Source organism: Streptomyces sp. NPDC002057 (genome assembly GCF_040296665.1).
GTDB lineage: Bacteria > Actinomycetota > Actinomycetes > Streptomycetales > Streptomycetaceae > Streptomyces.
Genome location: NZ_JBEOXR010000093.1, coordinates 1 through 16,840 on the forward strand (window position 1 = coordinate 1; position 16,840 = coordinate 16,840).

At 74.0% G+C, this 16,840-nt stretch carries 11 protein-coding genes; 5 read left to right on the forward strand and 6 right to left on the reverse strand.

The window, feature by feature from the left end; all coding sequences use genetic code 11:
* Window positions 1–60: 60 nt before the first annotated feature.
* From ABT129_RS37090 to ABT129_RS37110, 5 genes are all read right to left on the reverse strand, one after another.
* On the reverse strand, window positions 61–1,914 hold the full coding sequence (locus ABT129_RS37090; RefSeq protein WP_351910510.1) for an SIP domain-containing protein: 1,854 nt from the start codon (window positions 1,912–1,914) through the stop codon (window positions 61–63).
* A 171-nt stretch (window positions 1,915–2,085) separates the two neighbouring features.
* Window positions 2,086–3,135, reverse strand: coding sequence for an ABC transporter substrate-binding protein (locus ABT129_RS37095; protein ID WP_351910512.1), 1,050 nt, complete (start codon window positions 3,133–3,135; stop codon window positions 2,086–2,088).
* A gap of 2 nt (window positions 3,136–3,137) precedes the next feature.
* Window positions 3,138–3,989 (reverse strand): ABC transporter ATP-binding protein, encoded by an 852-nt coding sequence (locus ABT129_RS37100; protein ID WP_502982039.1) that lies wholly within the window; start codon window positions 3,987–3,989, stop codon window positions 3,138–3,140.
* A 92-nt stretch (window positions 3,990–4,081) separates the two neighbouring features.
* Window positions 4,082–5,158 carry a FecCD family ABC transporter permease gene (locus tag ABT129_RS37105; RefSeq protein WP_351910514.1) on the reverse strand — a complete coding sequence of 359 codons (1,077 nt, stop codon included), beginning with the start codon at window positions 5,156–5,158 and terminating at the stop codon, window positions 4,082–4,084.
* Entirely contained in the window at window positions 5,158–6,204 is a 1,047-nt protein-coding gene (locus ABT129_RS37110) for a FecCD family ABC transporter permease (RefSeq protein WP_351910516.1), read from the reverse strand. Before ABT129_RS37110 ends, ABT129_RS37105 begins: the two co-directional genes overlap by 1 nt.
* 139 nt (window positions 6,205–6,343) lie before the next feature.
* Between ABT129_RS37110 and ABT129_RS37115 the strand changes: the two genes are divergently transcribed.
* Both ABT129_RS37115 and ABT129_RS37120 read left to right on the forward strand, forming a co-directional pair.
* Window positions 6,344–7,102 (forward strand): helix-turn-helix transcriptional regulator, encoded by a 759-nt coding sequence (locus ABT129_RS37115; protein ID WP_351910517.1) that lies wholly within the window; start codon window positions 6,344–6,346, stop codon window positions 7,100–7,102.
* A gap of 197 nt (window positions 7,103–7,299) precedes the next feature.
* Entirely contained in the window at window positions 7,300–7,509 is a 210-nt protein-coding gene (locus tag ABT129_RS37120) for an MbtH family protein (protein WP_351910519.1), read from the forward strand.
* Window positions 7,510–7,599: 90 nt separating this feature from the next.
* Here the strand turns inward: ABT129_RS37120 and ABT129_RS37125 are convergent, their stop codons facing one another.
* The gene (locus ABT129_RS37125) at window positions 7,600–8,103 is read right to left on the reverse strand and encodes a GNAT family N-acetyltransferase (RefSeq protein WP_351910521.1); all 504 of its coding nucleotides are present in this window, start codon (window positions 8,101–8,103) and stop codon (window positions 7,600–7,602) included.
* A gap of 165 nt (window positions 8,104–8,268) precedes the next feature.
* Here ABT129_RS37125 and ABT129_RS37130 point away from each other — a divergent pair, with 165 nt between their 5' ends.
* The 3 genes from ABT129_RS37130 to ABT129_RS37140 all read left to right on the forward strand — a co-directional run.
* The gene (locus tag ABT129_RS37130; RefSeq protein WP_351910523.1) at window positions 8,269–8,538 is read left to right on the forward strand and encodes a phosphopantetheine-binding protein; all 270 of its coding nucleotides are present in this window, start codon (window positions 8,269–8,271) and stop codon (window positions 8,536–8,538) included.
* Window positions 8,525–9,850 (forward strand): enterobactin transporter EntS, encoded by a 1,326-nt coding sequence (gene entS, locus ABT129_RS37135; protein ID WP_351910525.1) that lies wholly within the window; start codon window positions 8,525–8,527, stop codon window positions 9,848–9,850. The genes ABT129_RS37130 and entS overlap by 14 nt, the downstream gene beginning before the upstream one ends.
* Before the next feature lie 148 nt (window positions 9,851–9,998).
* A partial coding sequence (locus tag ABT129_RS37140) for a non-ribosomal peptide synthetase (RefSeq protein WP_351910527.1) occupies window positions 9,999–16,840 on the forward strand: 6,842 nt, incomplete at its 3' end.

The window sequence follows — 16,840 nt, forward strand, 5'->3', positions numbered from 1 at the left end:
CCCCACACCCGAAAGGGTGTGGGGGTCGCGGTCGTCGGACAGGTCCCGCGGCCCTGACGCTCAGGGACGGGTGAGCACCCAGAGCCGGTGGTCCCAGCCGATGTCCTTGCGGTCCCGGACGACCAGGCCCGCCCGCTCCACGAGCGCGGACACCTCGTCGGCCGCCCGTACGCCGGAGCCGAAGGCGCACTTGAGCCGCAGGTGGTGCAGGACGGCGTCGACGTCGTCGGCGTCGGCCGCGGTGACCATCTCCACCAGGATCAGCGTGCCCTCCGGCGTCAGCGCCGCGGCGGCCTCGGAGAGGGTGTGGACGGCGTCCTCGTCGGCGAGCCACTCCAGCTGACGGGACATCAGCAGGGTGTCCGTGCCTCCGGGAGCGGCCGCCGACTGCGCGACCAGCTCGACGCGCGGCAGTACGTCACTGTCGAGGATCTGGTCGCGGAGCACGCGCAGCGCCGACGGCATGGCCGCGATCCGGGCGCGCAGCGCGGGGAACTCCTTGACCAGGGCGTTGACGACGGTCGCCGCGCCGTGGCCGGTCGCGGTCAGTTCGGTCACGGCCGACCAGTCGTGGGCCCGGAGCACGCCGGGGGCGATCCACATGGCCTCCTCCTCGACGGCGGCGCGGGCGCTGCCGGCGAGCCTCGGCTCGTCCTCCATCGCGGCGGTCAGGGTCCGTCCGGTGAGCGTCCGGTATCCCGCCTCGCCGGTGCGGACCGTGTGGAGCAGCCCGGAGAGCGAGGCGTCGAACGCCGCTTGGGCGCCTTCCAGGTGGTACTCGTCGGCCGAGTGGTCGTCCTCGACGAGCTCCTCGCTGACGGGGGTGAGGCCGTAGCCGTCCTCGTCCGCAGCGAGCAGGTCGATCGAGACGAGGTAGTCGAGCAGCGCCTTGAGGGTGGGCGGGTGTGCCTCGGCTCGGCGGGCCAGCTCGACGGCGTCGCGCACCCCGCCGTCGACGAGGTCGAACAGGCCGAGGGTGACCGCGGTGCGGATCGCGTATCCGGGGGCGAGGTCCGTCAGCTCGTGCAGCCGCTCGTGCGCGTCGCCGTCCTCCTCCGGCTCGGCGGTGGCCGCCTCGGCCCCGTCGGACACCGCGGCCGGGGCCGGTTCGGCGCGGCGCCAGTACCCGGTGACATGGGTGTGGTCGCGCGGCACCTGACGCTCCGCCGCGAGGTACCGCCGGATCCCCTTCAGGGTGAGGGTCTCCCCCGCGACCCAGGCGAAGACGGTGCCCGGCAGCCACTCGGCCGTGCGGACCGCCTGTTCGAGGAGATCGGTGGTGCCGGCCGGAGCACCCTTGCGCGACAGCCAGACGATCTCGGCGTCGGCCCGGGTGGGCAGCTCCTGGCGGTGGCTGTCGTCCCCGATCTCGATGAAGACACGGGCCTTGGTGCCCTCGGGCATCTCGGCGAGCCACCGGCCGATGGCGGGCAGGGCCGTCTCGTCTCCGACGACGAGGAGCCAGTCGGCGCCCTCGGGGTGGCTGTGCGACATCTTCGGTCCTGCGATCCAGGCGCTGTCGCCCGGCTGGACGTGCTCGGCCCAGGTGGAGGCGATGCCGCCCTCGTGGCGGACGAAGTCGAAGTCGATCTCGCCGGCCTCGGCGTCGTGCCGGACCGGGGTGTAGTCCTTGGCGACGGGGCGGCCGTCGGCGGGCCAGTCGAGGCTGCTGACGTTCTGGCCGGGGAGGATCAGACGACCGGTCTCGTCGGCGAAGAAGAACTTCACGTGGTCGTCGAAGCCCTCCGTGCGCAGGGCGGGAAGTTCGAGTCCGTTCTTCTCGAAGGCGTCGAGCTGGGCTCCTCCGAGGGTGAGGCGCCGCATCCCCGGGGTGATGTTCTCGGCGCGCAGGACGGTCAGTTCCCTCAGCACGATGGGGAAGGTGACGACCGAGCGGGGGCTGCGGGTGGGCATGGGTACGGCTCCTTGTGGCACTGCGGTGGTCCGGGACCCGCGGCCGGGCGGACCGGTGGGCGTGGTGACGCCGTCCGGTCCGCCCGGCCCGCGCGGGTGGGTGAAGGGGTGGTGCTCGGTGACGAGTGCTCGGATGGGTGGCGCGCTCGTGCTCCCTCGCGGGAGCGGGGGTCACTTGCCCGCGACGGCCTTGGCCAGGATGGGCGTCAGCTTCTCGATGACCCACGGGAAGTTGAGGGCGTCGGGGTAGGCGACCGCGGAGGAGAGGGTGTTCTCGGCCGGGATCACCGCGTAGTGCTTGCCCTTGACGACCGTGAGGGACTGGAAGAGCTTGTTGCTCTCCAGCTCGGAGGCGCTGAGCAGGCCGTTGTCACCGAAGGGGTACGTCATCAGCAGGACGTCGGCCTCCAGCTCGTCCAGGTTCTCCAGGCTGACGGAGTTCTTGTCCGCGGTGTAGGCGGTGGCCTTGGCGGTCTTCTTCAGGCCGATCTGCTCGAAGATGCCCGGGTCCTGGTCGGCGTGGGACATGAAGGTGAGCTGCTCGGGGTGGACGACCGCGTAGGTGTACGTCTTGCCCTTGAACTCGGGGTGCGCGGCGGCCGCGTCGGCGATGGCCTTGCCGTTGGCGGCGATCACCTTGTCGGCCTCGGCGGTCATGCCGAGCGCCTTGGCGGCGTTCTTCAGGCGCTCCTGCCAGGTGAGGGTGTCGGCGTGCTTCTTGTCGGAGTAGGTGACGACCGGGGCGATCGGCGCGAGCTTGGCGTAGTCCGTGTCCATGGACCAGGTGTTCATGCCGAGGATGACGTCCGGGGCCTCGGCCGCGATGGCCTCGAAGTCGGTGCCGTCGGTGTCGTCGTACGTCTTGAGCTTGCCGGCGCCGAGCTTGGTGAGGGCGCGCTGCTTGTACTCGGGGATCGGGCCGCCGTCCTCGGCGTCCGGGGTGATGACGGGGACCAGGCCGAGGGCGAGCGCGATGGAGGTGTCGCCGTCGGAGACGGTGGCGACCTTGAGCGGCTTCTTCTCGACCTCGGTCTTGCCCCAGGCGTTGGTGAGGGTGACCGGGAAGGCGGCGGCGGGGGCCGCGCCGCCGGACGGCTTCCCCGCGTCGGCCTTGTCGTCCTTGGCGCCGCCGCAGCCGACGAGCAGGGTGGCGGCCGCGGCCGCGGCGATGAGGGTGCGGACGGCGGACCGTCGGGCGGCGGGTCTGGCGAGGCGGTTCATGATCAGTTCTCCTGCGAGTGGTGGCGGCGGCCGAGGGGGAAGATCTGCGGCCTGGCCGTGAGGGGGTGGGGCACGACGACGCACTTCAGGCCGAAGACCTCGGCCACGGTCGCTTCGTCGAGCACCTCTTCGGGCGTGCCCTGCCTGACGATCCCTCCGTCGCGCATGGCGATGATGGTCGAGGCGTACAGGGCTGCCTGGTTGAGGTCGTGGGAGACGAGCACGATGGTCTTGCCCGTCTGTTCGTTGAGGTCCGCGAGGAGGTCCATCACCTCGATCTGGTGGGCGACGTCCAGATAGGTGGTGGGCTCGTCGAGGAGCAGGGTCGGGGTGTCCTGGGCGAGGGCCAGGGCGATCCAGACGCGCTGGCGCTGCCCGCCGGAGAGCTGGTCGACGGGACGGTCGACGAGTTCGGCGGTGCCGGTGGCCCGGAGCGCCTCGGCGATGACGGTGTCGTCGTGGGCGTCGCGGCGTCGGCCGAACTGGCGGTGGGGGTGGCGTCCGCGCCAGACCAGGTCGCCGACGGTGATGCTCTCCGGGGCGATCGGCGACTGCGGCAGCACGCCGAGCCGACGTGCCACCTCGCGGGTGGGCAGGCGGTGGATGTCGGCGCCTTCGAGGAGCACCGATCCGGCGGCGAGGGGCAGCAGCCGGGCCATCGACTTGAGGAGGGTGGACTTGCCGCAGGCGTTGGGGCCGACGAGCGCGGTGATGCGGCCGGCCTCGATCCGTACGGAGAGGTCCTCGATGACGGGGTTGCCGCTGTACCCGGCGCTGATGTGACGCGCTTCGAGCCGGTGGGTGGGCGGCTCCTCGTCGGCGCGCGGCGGCGTGGTGGGCTTCGGCGACTCGATGGTGGTGTCGGCTGTCACTGGATTCCGGGTCTCGGTCTCGGTCTCGGGTCCGTCGGTCTCGGGGGTCTCGGTCTGCGGTGTCGCGGCGTGTGTCACGGGGCTTCCTGCCTGCGTCGGAGGATCAGCCAGACGAAGTAGGGCGCGCCGAGCAGCGCGGTGAGGACCCCGGTCGGCACCGGGCTGATCACGGGCGCGTGCTGCGCGAGGACGTCGGCGCCGATCACGACGACGGCGCCGATGGCCGGGGCGACGGCGGTCGAGCGGTCGACGCCCACGAGGCGTACGGCGATGGGACCGCTGATGAGCGAGACGAAGCCGATGGGGCCGACGACGCTGGTGGCGAGGGCCGCGGCGGCGGCGCCGAGGAGCAGGACGCCGACGCGGACGGTGGTGACCCGGGTTCCGAGGCCGGCCGCGAATCCGTCGCCCAGGGAGAGGGTGCCGAGGGACCGGCCGAGCAGGAGCGCCGCGACCAGGCAGCCGGCGAGCCCGAGGGCGAGCGTGGTGACGCCGTCCCAGTCGGCGGCGTTGGTGCTGCCGACCGTCCAGCGCATGGCGATGGCGATGCTCTGCTGGTCGGCCACGGTGAACAGGTAGTTGGTGTACGCGGTGCAGACCGCGCTCAGCCCGATGCCCACCAGAACCAGTCGGTAGGTGTCGATCCCGTTGCGCCAGCTGAGCAGTTGCACGGCGGCGACCAGGACGAACGAGCCGACGACCGCGGCGACCGGGACGCCGACGGTGAAGGCGGCGGGCGCGTAGAGCAGCGCGGTCGCGGCGCCCGCGCCGGCGCCGGCCGAGATGCCGACGATGTCGGGGGTGGCGAGCGGGTTGCGGATGAGCCGCTGGTAGAGCGAACCCGCCAGGCCGAAGAGGGCTCCGGCCAGGAGCGCGGCCAGCGCCCTGGGCATGCGCAGCTGGAAGATCATGTAGTCGGCGAGGCCCGTGCGCAGGCCGAACATGGCGGGCAGGACGTCGGCGGGGTCGACGCGGCCGATGCCGCCGAGGAGGACGGAGGCGGTCGTGAGCGCGAGCAGGGCGACGGCCAGCACGGAGGCGACCACGGTGGTGCGGCGGTTGCGGGCGCGGCGGCCGGCGCGCAGGTGCGCGACGACGACGGGCGTGGTCGGGGTGTCCGGCCGCGTGGGCCGGGTGTCGATCGCGGTCATCACATCTTCACCAGGTCGCGGCGGCGGGCGAGCCAGACGAAGAACGGGGTGCCGACGATCGCGGTCATGAGGCCCACCTGGATCTCCCCGTGGTCGAGGATCAGTCGGCCCGCGGTGTCGGAGGCCGTGAGCAGGACGGCGCCGACGGCCATGGAGATCGGCAGGGACCAGCGGTGGTCGGGCCCGGTCAGGAGTCGTGCGCAGTGCGCGGCGACCAGTCCGACGAAGGCCACCGGGCCGACCGCCGCGGTGGCGGCGGCGCAGAGCAGGACGGCGACGCCGGCGCTGGCCAGGCGGGCCCGCTCGACCCGTACGCCGAGGGCTCGGGCGGTGTCGTCGCCGAGGCCGAGGATGTTGAGGGTGCCGCCGAGCGGCAGCGCGAGCAGGAGCCCGCAGAGCGCGAAGGGCATGATCTCGTCCATGACCTCGGCCCGGCCGGTGAGTTGGCCGACGGACCAGAACCTCAGGTGGGCGAAGGCCTCCTTGTCGCGGACGACGAGGAGGGTGATGAGGGAGGACATCACGGCGGCGAGGGCGACTCCGGCGAGCACGAGGCCGACGGCGGAGCTGCCGGCGTCGGTGCGGGTGCCGATCAGGTAGACGAGCGTCGCGGCGAGCGCGGAGCCCGCCAGGGCGAGCCAGAAGTAGCCCTGCGCGTCGGTGACGCCGAGGAACATGATGCCGAACACGACGAACATGGCGGCCCCTTGCTCGACCCCGAGGATGCCGGGGTCGGCGAGCGGGTTCGCGGTGAGCGCCTGCATGATCAGTCCGGAGGCGCCGAGCGCGGCACCCACGGCGAGGCCGAGCAGGGTCCGGGGGATGCGTTCGGTCCACAGGACGTGCGAGTTGTACGCCTCTCCTCCCGGGTGGAGCAGGATGCGGACGACTTCCAGGGGGGAGATGTCCCGGGAGCCGAGCGCGATTCCGGCCAGCAGGGTCGCGATCACGGCGGCGGTGGCGATCACCGCGACGGTCGCGCCGCGCGAGAGCCGGGTCCGTACCGGTGGCAGCGGAGCTCTCACCGGCGGGGACGTTTCTGTCATGGGATGTTCCTGTTCCTCACGGGTCGTGCGGTCAGTTAGGTTACCCTTACCTAAGCTCCGGCGATCCAAGCGGGAGCCCGACCGATCACACCGAGGGGCCAGGAATCCATCCCGGTCCCCGACAACCAGGGGGTGGGCCATGGCCCAGGGAAGAACGGCCGCGGCGGCGGACGAGGACTTCATCACGGCGGGGGGTCACCCGACCCATGTGCACGACTTCCACCAGCTGCTCTACGCCCCGCTGGGTCGGATATCGGTCTCCACGCCCGGCGGCGCCCACGAGCTCACCCCGTCCGTGGCGCTCTGGATCCCGGCGGGCACTCCGCACAGCGCCCGGTTCCACCCCGACTCCCTGGTGCTCGCCGAACCCTTCGACGCCGACGTCCACCGACTCCCCTACGAGGAGCCCACGGTGGTCCGGATCGACGAGCCGAAGCGGCGGCTCCTGCTGGCCCGGACGCGCGGCGCGGGGGCCGGGGCCGACGAGGCGACGGCCTTCGCCGCGCTGACCGGCACCCCGTCCGCCGCCCTGCCGGCGCCCCGCCCGACGAGCGACACCGCCCGGTCCGTCGCCGGCGCGCTGCTGCGCAGGCCGGACGACCGACGGACCGCCACGGAGTGGGCGGAGAGCCTCCACACCAGCTCGACGAGCCTGCGCCGCGCCTTCCGCGACGAGACGGGTCTCGCCTTCTCGGAGTGGCGCACGCGGGTGCGCCTGAACCTCTCGCTGGACCTGCTGGACCGGGGGCACCTGGTGAGCGCGGTCGCGTCCAGGGTGGGATTCACCAGCACCAACGGGTACATAGTGGCGTTCCGGCGCCACTTCGGCTGCACGCCGGGAGCGTGGGTCAAGGGGCGCGCGGAGCACGCCAATCCCCTCCCGGACCACGCCGCCTGACCCCGGAGCGGGCGCGGCCGTACGGCGCGGTTCGGCTCCGGGAGGCCACTTGACACCCAGTCATTCGTCAAGGACCTTAGGCTAGCCTTACCTAATCATCGAGCCTCGGGGGCACGCACCCCGGCCCTCCCGGCCGGACGGTCCCCTTCGGGACGACTCCCCCACACCGCACGCACAGCCCCGCAAGGAGAGCCAGCATGACCGCGACCAACCCCTTCGAGGACGCCGACGCCCGCTACCTCGTGCTCGTCAACGCCGAGAACCAGCACTCGCTGTGGCCTGCGTTCGCCGAGGTCCCGAGCGGCTGGACCGTCGTGCACGGCGAGGACTCCCGGGAGGGCTGCGCCCTGTACGTCGACGCCCACTGGACCGACATGCGTCCCGCGAGCCTCGCGGCCCGCGCCTAGGAACACCCCCACCACGAGACCCCCGGCACCGACCTCGGCACCGGGGGTCCGCGCCGGGACGGACCACGTCCGTCCCGGCCTCACCCACGCTCAGATCAGGGCGCGCACCAGGACCCGGGAGCCCCGTGCCGGGTCGAGGGAGGCGCGCCAGGTCGGGGGCGCCTCCTCCTCGCCGCCCACGGTGAACCCGTGGCGCAGGAAGAGCAGCCCGCTGCCGGCGGTCGCGGTGAACACCCGGGACGCCCCCTGGGCCGCGGCCTCGGCCAGCACGGCCCGCAGCAGCGCGGAGCCGATGCCGCGCCCCTGACTCCCCTCGGCCACACAGAAGTTGTAGAGCACGGCGGCCGCTCCGCCGTGCGCATCGACCCGACGGCGCAGCGCGACACACCCCGCCAGTTCTCCGCGTTCCCCCTCGGCGACGAGGAAGTCCGCCGCGTCACGGGCGTACCGGCCCGCCGGACGGTCCCGGAGGGCTCCGTCCCGCACGAAGGGCGCGGACAGCCGGTGCACGGCGGCGGCGTCGGAGCGCCCGGCGGGGCGGACGACGGCGACGGGCTCCGACCGGAGGCCCGGGCGGGGCATGGCTGTGGTCAACGGCTTCTCACTCTCGTGGGGTTGGAGGGCGGCGGGTCCACCGGGAGCCGCGCCGCCGCTTGACTCCACCACACCATAGAGAGTTAGGTAAGCCTTACCTAACTCGACTTACCCACTCGAAGCATTCGAAACACGTCACACGTCGGACGGGAAGAGGACACCACGATGGTCGACACGGCCGGACAGCAGGCGTTCACACGCGAGCGGCTCACGCGGGACGTCGCCGACGTGCTGTACGTCGACGCCGCGGAGGTCGAGCCGGACGAGAGCCTCATCGAGCAGGGCCTGGACTCGATCCGCCTGATGACCCTGGTCGAGGGGTGGCGCGCGGACGGCGCCGAGATCGGCTTCGTGGACCTGGCCGAACGCCCCACCCTCGACGCGTGGTTCGAGCTGCTCAACGCCCCGACGGGAGTGCCCCGTGCGCGCCGGTGACTTCCTCATCGACATCGGCCCGCTGCGGACCAGCCGCGACTTCCGGGCGATCTTCATCGCCCGCGTGGTCTCGCTGTTCGGTCTCGGCATGGCCACCGTCGCCCTCTCCGCCCAGGTCTTCGAGATGACGCGCTCCACCTTCGGGGTCGCCGTCTCCAGCATGATCATGAGCGTCACGGTGCTCGTCGGCTCCCTGTGGGGCGGCTGGATGGCCGACCGGACCGACCGCAGGACGCTGATCCTCTGGGCCCGGGGCTCCGCCGCGCTCGCCTTCGCCGGTCTCGCGGTCAACGCCTTCCTGCCCACCCCCGAGCTGTGGGCGATCTACCTCTGCGTCGCCTGGGACGGACTGGCCACCGGCGTGAGCGTCACCGCGCTCATGGCGGTCGCGCCGACCCTGGTCCGGCCGGACCAACTGCCCGCCGCCGGCGCCCTGATCTCCCTCACCGGCGAGATCGGCTCCGTCACCGCCCCGTTCATCGGCGGCATCCTGCTCGCCGTCTCGGGCCCCGGACCGGTCTTCGCCTTCACCGCGGTCACCACCGGCATCACCACCCTGCTGCTGCTCCGGCTGCGCCCGCTGCCCCCGTTCAAGGACGAGGACGACGACGCCGACGGCGCCGAGGACTCCGGATCGCCGCTCGCCGCCTTCCGGTTCGCCGTGCGCAACCGCGTCGTCGGCGGCCTGCTGGCCCTCGGTGGTGTGAACGCGCTGTTCAGCCTGCCGGTCGTGCTCTTCCCCGAGCTGGTCTACACCGAGTTCGGCGGCGGCGACTTCATGCTCGGCGTGCTCTACACCGCTCCGGCCCTGGGCGCCATCCTCGTCTCCGCGACGAGCGGCTGGATCACCCGCGCCGCGCGCCCCGGACGCCTGCTGCTGACCGCGGCGTTCACCGGCGGCCTGGCCGTCATCGGCTTCGGCCTGAGCGGCAGCGCCACCGTCGCCTACGTCATGCTCGTCGTGGGCGGTGCGGCCGGGACGGTGTACGAGATCCTCGAGTACGCGCTCGTCCAGCACAACACACCGGACCGGCTGCGTGGCCGGATCGTCAGCGTCGTCACGGCCCAGGGCACCACGGGCGGCATCGTCGGTGACGTCGAAGTGGCCCTGGTCGCGCGCTGGTTCAACCCGGCCGGCGCGGCCCTCGTGAACGGCGCGATCTGTGCCGTCGCCGCCGTGGTCGTGGCCGTCGCGGTCCCCGGACTGCGCAAGGCGACACTCCCCCGCGAGGAAGCCGACGACGACGAGCCGCCCATCGGCGGCGGCGACACCCCGGTCCCCGCGGGGGACCTCCGCCGGGCCACCGCCTGACCCCGGCCGGGGAACCGTGCCCGCGGGGCGCCGCCACCGCGCGCCCCGCGCCTTCCCCGGCCACCCCCTCACCTCCCCGACTCCCTCCTCGCCTTTCCTTCCCGCGGGCGGACACCGATCCGCCGCGGGTGAACCTGGAGCAAGATCCATGACCGAGCGTGCTTTGCGGCGTCTCCCCCTCACCGGGGCTCAGACCGGTGTCTGGTACGGGCAGCGGCTCGCCCCCGACTCCCCGGTCTACAACGTCGGCCAGTACGTCGAGATCGACGGCACGCTCGACGTGGACCTCTTCGAGGCGGCCGTCCGCCGCGTCGTCGACGAGTGCGAGGCGCTCACCGTCCGCTTCGAGGAGGACGCGTCGGGCACCCCGTGGCAGCTCCCGGCCGAGGGGCCCCGCCGAGGACCGGTCCTGGAGACGGCGGACCACAGCGCGGAGCCCGACCCGAGGGCCGCCGCGCTCGCCCGGATGCGCGCCGACATGGGGACGCCCGCCGACCCCGCCACCGCGCCGCTCTTCGCGTTCGCCCTGCACACCGTGGCCCCCGGCCGCACGCTCTGGTACCAGCGCGTCCACCACATCGCGCTCGACGCCTACGGCTTCTCGCTGGTCTCCCGCCGCACCGCCGAGGTCTACTCGGCGCTCGCGCGCGGCGAGGAGCCCGGCCCGACCCCGTTCGGCCCGCTGTCCGCCGTCCTGGACGAGGAGAGCGCCTACCGAGAGAGCGAGCGGTACGCCGAGGACCGCGCCCACTGGCTGGCCCGGCTCGACGGTCGTACCGACCACGAACCGCTGTCCGGCGCGTCGTTGCCGGCGGCGCCCGACTTCCTGCGCGCCGAGGCCGTCATCGGCCCCGAGGCCACCACCGGGCTGCTCGCCCTCGCCCGCGCCGCGCGCTCCACCTGGGCCGATGTGGTGACGGCCGCGTTCGCGGCGTTCCTGTACCGCTCGACCGGCGACCGCGACGTGCTCCTGTCGCTGCCCGCGATGGCCCGCCTCGGCTCCGCCTCCCTCTCGGTCCCGGCGATGGTCGTCAACGTGCTGCCGCTGAGGGTCGCGGTCCGGCCCGGGCAGCCGCTGGCCGAACTGGTCGCCGAGGTCGCGGACGGCGTCCGCGACCTCCGCCGCCACCAGCGCTACCGCGCCGAGGACATCCGCCGCGACCTCGGACTCGTCGGCCGCGACCGGGGGCCGCTCGGCCCCATGGTCAACGTGAAGGCCTTCGACAACGCCCTCGACTTCGCCGGCGCCCCCGGCGCCGTGCACAACATCGCCGCCGGCCCGGTGGACGACCTCACCCTCGCCGTCCACCACGACGCCGCCGAGGGCCGCATCCGCCTCGAACTCGACGCCAACCCCCGGGCCTACGACGCCGCTTCGCTCGCCGCGCGGACCGCGGAGTTCGCCCGCTTCCTCACCGAGGCCGCGGCCGGGGGCACCGACGTCCCCGTCGGCCGCCCCGACCTGGTCGACGCCGAGCGGCGGCGCGCCCTCTCCGAGGCGGCCGACGCGACGGTGCGGGAGATCGAGCCCGGCACGGTCGTGGACGCCTTCGCCGCGCGGGCCCTCGCCCACCCCGACGAGACCGCCCTCTTCTCCGGCCGGGACGAACTCACGTACGCGGAGCTCGACGGCCGCGCCAACCGGCTGGCCCGGCTGCTCGTCGCGCGCGGCGTCGGCCCGGAGTCCTTCGTCGGCCTCGCGCTGCCGCGCGGCACCGACCTGGTCGTCGCCCTCCTCGCCGTCCTCAAGGCCGGCGGCGCCTATCTGCCGCTCGACCTGAACTACCCCGCCGACCGGCTGGAGTTCATGGTCCACGACGCCCGCCCGGTCTGCGTGCTCACCACCCTGGCGGGGGCGCCGGACGCCCCGGACGTACGCGGCACCGAGACCGTCGTCCTGGACGCGCCCGACACCCTGGCCGCGCTCGCCGACCTCTCCCCCGCACCGCTCGACCGAGCGGAGGCCCCCGCGCTCGCCGGCGACCACCCGGCGTACGTCATCCACACCTCGGGCTCCACCGGCCGCCCCAAGGGCGTCGTCGTCCCGCACGCCGCACTCGCCAACTTCCTCCGGATGCAGGCCCACGAGCTGGCCATGAACCCCGGCGACCGGCTCGTCGCCGTCACCACGATCTCCTTCGACATCGCCGCGCTCGAACTCCACGTACCGCTCATCAGCGGTGCGGCGGTGGTGCTCGCCGACCGTGACACCGTCCGCGACCCGGCCGCGCTCGCCGCCCTGGTCGACACCCACCGGCCGGCCGTCATGCAGGCCACCCCGTCGCTGTGGCACGCCCTCCTGGAGGACGGCCGGCCGGAGAGCCTCGGTACGACGAAGGTCCTCGTCGGCGGTGAGGCGCTGCCCGCCGCGCTGGCCGAACGCCTCGCCCGTACGGCCGCGTCGGTGACCAATGTGTACGGGCCGACCGAGGTCACCGTCTGGGCCACCTCCGCCGTCCTGTCCCCGGACCACACCGGCACCCCGGACATCGGCCTGCCGTTCTGGAACACCCGCGCCCACGTCCTCGACGGCGCCCTGCGCCCCACGCCGGACGGCCGCCCCGGCGAGCTGTACCTCGCGGGCGCCCAGCTGGCCCGCGGCTACCTGGGCCGCTTCGCGCTGACCGCCGAGCGGTTCGTCGCCGACCCGTACGGACCTCCCGGCAGCCGCATGTACCGCACGGGGGACCTGGTACGCCGTCGCCCCGACGGCCGGATCGACTTCCTCGGCCGCGCCGACGACCAGGTCAAGGTCCGCGGCTTCCGCATCGAACTCGGCGAGATCGAAAGCGTCCTGACGGACCGTCCGGAGATCGGTCGCGCGGTCGTCGTCGTCCGCGAGGACGTGCCCGGCTCGCAACTCCTCGTCGGGTACGTGACCGCCTCCGACGGCGGCGCCCCGGACCCCGAGACCCTGCGGGCCGCCGCCGGCGAGCGGCTGCCCGGCTACATGGTCCCGTCCGCCGTGGTGGTCCTCGACGCCTTCCCGCTCACCGCCAACGGCAAGATCGACCGCCGGGCGCTGCCCACACCGGACCTGGCCGGGCTGACCACGGCCGGCGGCCGGGCCCCGCGCGGTGCCCGCGAGGAGATCGTCACCGGCGTCTTCGCCGACGTACTGGAGCTGGAGTCGGTCGGCCCCGACGACGACTTCTTCGACCTCGGCGGCCACTCCCTGCTCGCCGCCCGCGTGGCCGCGCGGGTCCGCGGCGCCCTGGGCACCGAGTGCGGGGTCAGGGACGTCTTCGAGGCCCGCACCCCGGCGGCGCTCGCCGAACGGCTCGGCGCCCGCACGGAGTCCGCGGCCCGCCCGGCGCTCACGGCCGGGGCCCGGCCGGAGCCGCTGCCGCTCTCCCACGCGCAGCGCAGACTCTGGTTCCTCCACCAGATGGAGGGGCCGAGCACCACGTACAACATCCCGTTCGTGGCCCGCTTCGACGCGCTCCTCGACACGGAGGCGCTCGACGCGGCCCTCCGGGACGTCGTGGCCCGGCACGAGGCGCTGCGCACGGTCTTCACCGACCGGGCCGGCGAGCCCGCCCAGCGGATCCTCTCCCCCGAGGACGTGGAGCTCCGTCTGCGGGTGGAGGAGACCGACCGGGACCGCTTCGACGCGGTGGTGGAGGGCGCCCTCGGGCACCTCTTCGACCTGACGGCCGAGGTGCCGGTGCGGGTGACGGTGGTGCGCGACACCGAGCGCGGCACCGACGCCCTGGTGGTCGTGCTGCACCACATCGCGAGCGACGAGTGGTCGATGGGGCCGTTCCTGGGCGGTCTCGAGCAGGCCTACGCGGCGCGCCGCGAGGGCCGCGCACCGGACTTCGCCCGGGCGGAGTCCCGGCTCCCGGTCCAGTACGCCGACTTCGCGCTCTGGCAGCGGGACCTGCTCGGCGACCCGGCGGACTCCGCCTCCCTGACCGCCCGGCAGGCCGCGTACTGGCGCGAGACGCTGGCCGGCCTCCCGGCCGAGCAGGCGCTGCCCACCGACCGGCCCCGCCCGGCGGTGGCGAGCAACGCGGGCGGCATGGTCCACCGCGAGGTGCCGGCCGCGCTCGCCTCCCGGATACGCGGACTCGCCCGCGAGTCCGGCAGCAGCGTCTTCATGGTCGTCCACGCGGCCGTCGCCGCCCTGCTGCACCGCCTCGGCGCGGGCGACGACATCGCGCTCGGCAGCCCGGTCGCCGGCCGCTCGGACCCGGCGCTCGACGACCTCGTCGGCTTCTTCGTCAACACGGTGGTGCTGCGCGCCGACCTCTCCGGGGACCCCGCCTTCAGCGCGCTCCTGGAGCGGGTGCGCGCCGGTGACCTGGCCGCCCTCGACCACGCCGACCTGCCGTTCGACACGGTCGTGGAGACGGTCAACCCGGTCCGCTCCCTCACCCGGCACCCGCTCTTCCAGACCATGGTGTCGCACAGCACCGTCACGCAGGACGTCCGCGCCCTCTTCGGCCTCGACGCGCGCGTGGACCGGGTCGACCCGGGCGTGACCAAGTTCGACCTCGACATCACCTTCTCCGACACCGCCCACGACGAGGCGCTCGACCTGGAGGTGTTCTACTCCTCCGCGCTCTTCGACCGGGCGACCGCCGAGACGCTCGCCGAGCGGCTGCTGCGGCTCCTGGAGCAGGCCGTCGCCGACCCCTCGGCCCCGGTCTCCTCGTACGAACTGCGCTCCGAGGCCGAACGGGACCTCCTGGAGCGGTGGAACGACACCGCCGTCGCCCACCCCGGTGGCACGGTGGTCGAGGTGCTCGGCCGGCAGGTCGCCCGCACCCCGGACGCCGTCGCCCTGGTCTGCGGCGACGAGCGCCTCACCTTCGCCGACCTCGACGACCGGGTGAACCGGCTCGCGCTGCTGCTCGCCGAGGAGGGCGTGGGCCCCGACACGGTCGTCGCGCTCGCCGTGCCCCGGTCCGCCGACTCCGTCGTGGCCGCCTTCGCGGTGCTGAGGGCCGGTGGCGCCTACCTGCCGCTCGACCTCGACCACCCGGCGGACCGACTCGCGTACATGCTGGGGGACGCGGGGCCGGTCTGTGCCGTCACCACGACGTCCGTCGACGGCGCGGTGCCGGAGCTGCCCGGGGTGGCCCGGCTCGTCCTGGACGACCCGGCGGTGCGGGCCCGGCTCGCCGCCGCCTCGGGTCCCGCGCCGGCCGCGCCGGGCCCCGACGACCTGGCATACGTCATCTACACCTCGGGCTCCACCGGCCGCCCCAAGGGGGTCGGCCTGCACCACGCCGGTCTGGCCAACCTGTACCGGGACCACGAGCGCGCGCTGTACCGCCCGGTCGCCGAGCGCCTCGGGCGGCGCGTCCGCGCCCTGCACACCGCGTCGTTCTCGTTCGACTCCTCCTGGGAGCAGCTCCTGTGGCTGATCGCCGGGCACGAGCTGCACGTCCTCGACGAGTACGGCCGCCGGGACGCCGACGCCGTCGTCGCCCAGGTGCGCGAGCAGCGGATCGACGCCCTCGACGTCACCCCGTCGTACGGCCGTCACCTCCTCGACGCCGGTCTCCTCACGGGTGACTGGCGGCCCCCGCTGTTCCTCCTCGGCGGCGAGGCGGTGCCGCCCGCGCTGTGGAGCGAACTCCGGGCGGTTCCCGGGGTGGAGACCGTCAACTACTACGGGCCCACCGAGTTCACCGTGGACGCGCTGGTCGCCCGGGTCACCGACTGCGCGTCGCCCGTCGTCGGCCGCCCGCTGGACAACACCCGGGCGCACGTCCTGGACGCCGGGCTGCGTCCCGTCCCGCCCGGTGTGCCGGGCGAGCTGTACCTGGCGGGCGTCCAGAACGCGCGCGGCTACCTGGGGCGGCCCGCCCTCACCGCCGAGCGCTTCGTGGCGGACCCGTACGGTCCCTCCGGCACCCGCATGTACCGCACCGGCGACGTGGTCCGCCGCAGGGCCGACGGCCTGATCGAGTTCCTCGGCCGCGTCGACGACCAGGTGAAGATCCGCGGCTTCCGCGTCGAGCTGGGCGAGGTCGAGGCCGCGCTGGCGGCCCGGCCCGGTGTGGCCTCGGCCGCGGCCCTGGTCCGCGAGGACACCCCCGGCGTGCCCCGCCTCGTGGCGTACGTGACCGGCGGGGCGGACCCGGCGGAGGTGCGCCGCGCCCTCGCTGAGGAGCTGCCGGAGTACATGGTGCCGGCGGCGGTCGTCGCCCTGGACGTGCTGCCGGTGAACGTCAACGGCAAGCTCGACCGGGCGGCCCTGCCCGTCCCCGCCCTCACGGCGGCCGAGCCGTCGCGGGCCCCGCGCGGCGAGGCGGAGGAACGTCTCGCCGCCGTCTACGCCGAGGTCCTCGGACTCGCGTCCGTCGGCGCCGAGGACGACTTCTTCGCCCTCGGCGGCCACTCCCTGCTCGCCACCCGGGTCGTGGCCCGGGTCCGCGCGACCGGTACGGCGTGCACCGTACGGGACGTCTTCGAGGCGCGTACGGTCGCGGCGCTCGCGGCCCGTCTCGCGGAGCGCGCGGCGCACACCCGCCCGGTCCTGGCCCGGGCCGCCGAGCGCCCGGAGCTGCTGCCGCTCTCGTACGCCCAGCGGCGGCTGTGGTTCCTGCACCGGGTGGAGGGGCCCAGCGCCACCTACAACATCCCGCTCGCCCTGCGGCTGCGGGGCGCGGTCGACGCGTCCGCGCTGCGGGCGGCGCTCGGGGACGTGGTGGGCCGGCACGAGGTGCTGCGCACGGTGTTCACGGAGATCGACGGCGAGCCGTACCAGCGGATTCTCGCGCCCGGCGAGACCGAGGTGTCCCTCGCGGTCCGGCGGGTACCGGCCGCCGACCTGCCGGAGCTGGTGGAGGCGGCGGCGACCGAGGTGTTCGACCTGGCGGCCGAACTCCCGCTGCGCGCGTTCCTCTTCGGCACCTCCGACGACAGTGCCTCCGACGACGAGCACGTCCTGGTCGTGCTGCTGCACCACATCGCGACGGACGAGTGGTCCACCGGACCGCTCCTCGCCGACCTGGACACCGCCTACACGGCCCG

What these genes read in the sequence shown, in the direction of transcription:
- ABT129_RS37090 (WP_351910510.1), bottom strand. Translation starts at nt 1,914, where the DNA reads ATGCCCACCCGCAGCCCCCGCTCGGTCGTCACCTTCCCCATCGTGCTG.
- ABT129_RS37110 (WP_351910516.1), bottom strand. Translation starts at nt 6,204, where the DNA reads ATGACAGAAACGTCCCCGCCGGTGAGAGCTCCGCTGCCACCGGTACGG.
- ABT129_RS37130 (WP_351910523.1), top strand. Translation starts at nt 8,269, where the DNA reads ATGGTCGACACGGCCGGACAGCAGGCGTTCACACGCGAGCGGCTCACG.
- ABT129_RS37105 (WP_351910514.1), bottom strand. Translation starts at nt 5,158, where the DNA reads ATGACCGCGATCGACACCCGGCCCACGCGGCCGGACACCCCGACCACG.
- ABT129_RS37095 (WP_351910512.1), bottom strand. Translation starts at nt 3,135, where the DNA reads ATGAACCGCCTCGCCAGACCCGCCGCCCGACGGTCCGCCGTCCGCACC.
- ABT129_RS37120 (WP_351910519.1), top strand. Translation starts at nt 7,300, where the DNA reads ATGACCGCGACCAACCCCTTCGAGGACGCCGACGCCCGCTACCTCGTG.
- ABT129_RS37115 (WP_351910517.1), top strand. Translation starts at nt 6,344, where the DNA reads ATGGCCCAGGGAAGAACGGCCGCGGCGGCGGACGAGGACTTCATCACG.